Source organism: Sagittula sp. (assembly GCF_052825245.1).
In genome coordinates this window covers 1-3,997 of the sequence record NZ_JBRBWD010000047.1, presented here as the reverse complement: position 1 = coordinate 3,997, position 3,997 = coordinate 1, and the positions used below count along the sequence as shown (strand labels likewise).

Genomic DNA, 3,997 nt, shown 5'->3' with positions numbered 1-3,997 from the left:
GAGGGCTGATGCAACGTCGGCAGCTCCTTCTATACGGCGCAGCCGGTGCCGGCGTTCTTGGCCTGACGCTCTTCGTGGGCTGGTGGCGGGTGGACGGGCCCGGTGCGCCTGAACCAAAAGGGCAGCGGCCCCTGCCCCTATCGGCGATGGAGTTCCGGCTGACCGACCACGAGGAAAATGAGGTAGGGCCTGGCAACCTGATCGGTCGTCCCACAATGGTGTTTTTCGGGTTCACCTACTGCCCGGACGTCTGCCCGACGACCCTATCGGATATTTCCGGCTGGCTTGAGGAACTGGGCGACGAAGCATCAGAGATGAACGTGGTCTTCATCACGGTCGACCCGGAGCGGGACACGGTCGAGGCCATGGCCGAATATGTCGGCTATTTTCATCCGGTCATTCGTGGCTGGACGGGGCCGGAAGACCAAATTGCCCGCGCTGCAGAAGGGTTTCGTGCCTCATTTGAGCGCGTCCCGACTGAGGGCGGCGGCTATACGATGAACCATACGGCAAGCGTATTCTTGTTCGATGCCGAGGGTGAGCTCGTCACCATGATCGACTATCACGAGCAAAGAGAATTCGCGGTGCCGAAGATCCAGCGCGCACTGACAGAAGACGTAGAGGGGGCAACATGAAGATAAGAACTGTCTTGGCGGCCGTTGCGGTCGCAGGCGCATTTTCGGTGACCGCCATCGCCATCTCTGGCGTTCTGTCCAAAGAACCGGTGCCCCCTGCGATTGCTGAAGCGACCCTCTGGACTCCCAATCCGCTTGCGCCGCCTCGGATTACCGAAACCAATTCGGTCCGCCCTACACTCGCCCAGGCGGATATCGCATTCGAGTTCAGACCCCGGCCGCTCCTGACCGTTTCCCCCGCTGATACCTCCTTGCCATCTATCGAGCCCCCGCTGGTCACCTGGTCGCGGGAGATTGCGTCCGGCGAGACGCTTGATGCGGTCCTTTCCGATGCGGGGCTGGATGCTTCGGATCGCGCCGAAATCGCCTTGGCGATTGGCACGGAATACGATCTGCGCCGTCTGCGTCCGGGTCACATCATTACGGTGGTTTCCACAACGGACGACAACCCGCGTCGTGTAGAGCTCGCCGTCGAAGACGGTGTCCGGATAGAGGCGGTCTTCGGCGAACAGCTTGCCGCCCGCGTGTTGGACCCGGATCCCGAATTGGTGACTTTCGCCGGCGAGGCGGTGATCGAGAGCTCGATTTTCGCCGCCCTGAACACGGCAGACATCCCCGCCCGTTTTGCGGTGGACCTGGCGCAGATGCTGGGCGGCACCGTGGATTTCCGTCGTGATCTTGCGGGTGGCGAGACGATGCGCCTCCTTTGGCGCGAGGCCCGAGACGGGAACAAGAGGATTGGTCAGCCCGAGCTTGCCTTTGCCGCACTGGATATCGATGGCTCGGTCTATGAAATCGTCTGGCCGAACGACGGCAGCGGCCAAGCGACGATCTATGTCGACGGAGAAGTCCTGCGCGTGTTTGCGCAACCGGTCGAAGGTGCACGGCTGAGTTCTGTGTTCGGGCGCCGCACCCATCCGGTCTACGGCAATGTACGGATGCACACAGGAGTCGACTTCGCGGCGGCGCGCGGCACGCCGGTACAGGCGACGGCGCCGGGCCGCGTTAGCTTCATCGGCCGACGCGGTGGGTATGGCCGGGTCGTCGAGATCGCTCATGGCTCCGACACCCTGACGCGCTATGCGCATCTGAGCGCCGTACCGGACGGGCTCACACAAGGGCAACGCGTGATGGCCGGAGATATGATCGGGCGGGTCGGTGCGACGGGTACCGCGACAGGCCCCAACCTACATTACGAAGTGCTGGTGGACGGTCGCCCAACCGACCCTCTCTCTGACGACCGATTGGCAGAGGCGGCCGAGCGTGAAGCGGACGACACGGCCGCGCTTGAGCGACTGCGTGAGGCGCGTTCACTTCTTGCTGAGAGGCTCGCCAGCGAATTTGCACAGACGACAACCGAAAGGCTTTGATCCATGAAACGATTTACTCCCGCTCTTGCCATCGCATTTGCCTTGCTTCCTGCGGCGCAGGCCGTCGCAGAGGCGATTCAGATCGACGTCCGGAAGACAAACGGCTGCGGCTGTTGCCTGTCCTGGATGAAGCACCTCGAGGAGAATGGCTTCGCGCCGATGGGCGAGGACATGTTCGGAGGATCTCTTGTGCGCTTCAAACTCGACAATGGCGTGCCGCAGCGCATGGTCTCCTGCCATACGGCTTTGGTCGACGGCTATGTGATCGAGGGCCACGTGCCGGCGGCTGACATCCAACGTCTGCTGGAGGACCGGCCAGACGCGGTAGGCCTGGCGGTGCCGGGAATGCCCTACGGGTCGCCCGGCATGGGACCGGAGGACGACCGGGAGGCTTACGATGTCTTCCTGATCCACGAAGACGGATCGACCGAGGTCTACACCAGCTACTCGGCTCCTGACTGAACTCGCGGCAGAACCTTAACAATTGGAACCCCTCTCCCCCATAGCGCTTGGCTTTCTTGGAAGCCTGGCCGCCGGATCGCTGACCGCGGTCGGGGCGGTCCCCGTTCTTTTTGGGCGCATCCCGTCCCGGGCCCCGCGCGATCTGCTGCTTGGCTTCGCGGCGGGTGTCATCCTAGCGGATTCGTTCTTCACGCTGATCATCCAGGCACTCGACGAAGCTGAAGCAAAGTTCGACAACGGTGCTCTCCCGGCGGCCATCGTATGTGTTGCGATCCTGCTTGGCATGGGCGCGATCGCTCTGATGAACGAACGGCTACCGCATGAACATTTCAAGACGGGGCGGGAAGGTCCCGACGCCGCATCGCTGCGGCGCGTCTGGCTTTTCATCATCGCGATCACTATCCACAATTTTCCCGAAGGGCTTGCCGTCGGCGTCGGGTTCGGGGCTGACGGTTTGTCGGGCGGGTTGCCACTTGCGATCGGTATTGGATTACAGAATGCCCCCGAAGGTCTGGCGGTGGCGGTTTCGTTGCTCGGCGAGGGCTATTCCAGGCTTCGCGCCTGGGGCATCGCCGCTCTGACCGGTCTCGTCGAGCCCGTCGGTGGACTTCTCGGCGCAGGGATTATCAGTCTTTCGCAACCGCTGCTGCCCTGGGGTCTCGCCTTCGCAGCAGGTGCGATGCTCTACGTCATCAGCCACGAGATCATTCCGGAAACCCACCGATCCGGCCATCAGAACAGGGCGACGCTCGGCCTCGCCGTTGGTCTTGTGATCATGTTGTTCCTCGACGTCTGGCTGGGATAAGCTGATGAGAACTTGCCTCTTCGTCGGTCTGCTTGCTGCGCTGATCGCCTTTCTTGTCGATCAGGCAACGAAGGCAATCGTTGTGTCCAATGCGACTGTTCTTAGTTCCGGCGTATCGGTCTTTCCCGGCTTCAATCTCATCTACCTGCGCAATGACGGAGTGACCTTCGGGCTTCTCGGCGGCGCGCCGTGGTGGAGCCTTGTCTTACTGGCGCTTGGCATCTGCGTCTGGCTGGCGTTCATGCTGGTCCGTACCAGCAGCCGGGTCGAGGCCATTGCCTATGGTGCGATCATCGGCGGTGCACTCGGCAATATTCTGGACCGCCTGCGCTATCGTGCGGTGACGGATTTCCTCGATTTCTACATCGGGACGGCGCACTGGCCTGCCTTCAACATGGCCGATGTTTTTGTGGTTGGCGGCGTGATGCTGCTGCTCATTGCGCCGTGGGTTGGCGCTCGACTTCAGACCGATTCATGAAGCCGGGATTGCCGCAGTTCGTTAGTGAGGACCTGAACCTGTTCCAGCGCATGGGTCTTGCCCTTGCTGCCGGCGGATTGACGGTTTTGACTCTTCCGCCGTTTTCTTGGCTCATCGCGGTCCCTGTCGCCTTCTCCGTGCTCTTTATCGTTCTCCGGAACATCTCAACCTCGCGCGCTTTCCTTGTCGGTTGGGCTTTCGGACTGGGCCAATTCGGGATTGGAATTTCCTGGATCGCCGAGAGCTT

General features: G+C 61.7%; 5 protein-coding genes and 1 pseudogene. All 6 read left to right on the top strand.

The annotated features are described in order from the left end of the window. Positions 1 to 8: 8 nt before the first annotated feature. Positions 9 to 635: an SCO family protein gene (locus tag ACU0DV_RS20345; protein WP_007803468.1), complete on the top strand. Its 627-nt coding sequence runs from the start codon at positions 9 to 11 to the stop codon at positions 633 to 635. Then, entirely contained in the window at positions 632 to 2,005 is a 1,374-nt protein-coding gene (locus tag ACU0DV_RS20340) for a M23 family metallopeptidase (RefSeq protein ID WP_007803467.1), read from the top strand. Before ACU0DV_RS20345 ends, ACU0DV_RS20340 begins: the two co-directional genes overlap by 4 nt. 3 nt (positions 2,006 to 2,008) lie before the next feature. Beyond that, entirely contained in the window at positions 2,009 to 2,467 is a 459-nt protein-coding gene (locus tag ACU0DV_RS20335; RefSeq protein ID WP_007803465.1) for a DUF411 domain-containing protein, read from the top strand. A 22-nt stretch (positions 2,468 to 2,489) separates the two neighbouring features. After that, positions 2,490 to 3,272 carry a ZIP family metal transporter gene (locus tag ACU0DV_RS20330; protein ID WP_446273573.1) on the top strand — a complete coding sequence of 261 codons (783 nt, stop codon included), beginning with the start codon at positions 2,490 to 2,492 and terminating at the stop codon, positions 3,270 to 3,272. A gap of 4 nt (positions 3,273 to 3,276) precedes the next feature. Further along, positions 3,277 to 3,750 (top strand): signal peptidase II, encoded by a 474-nt coding sequence (lspA, locus tag ACU0DV_RS20325; protein WP_007803461.1) that lies wholly within the window; start codon positions 3,277 to 3,279, stop codon positions 3,748 to 3,750. Beyond that, positions 3,747 to 3,997, top strand: a pseudogene (locus tag ACU0DV_RS20320) (apolipoprotein N-acyltransferase); the annotation flags it as partial. The gene lspA and the pseudogene ACU0DV_RS20320, both read left to right, overlap by 4 nt.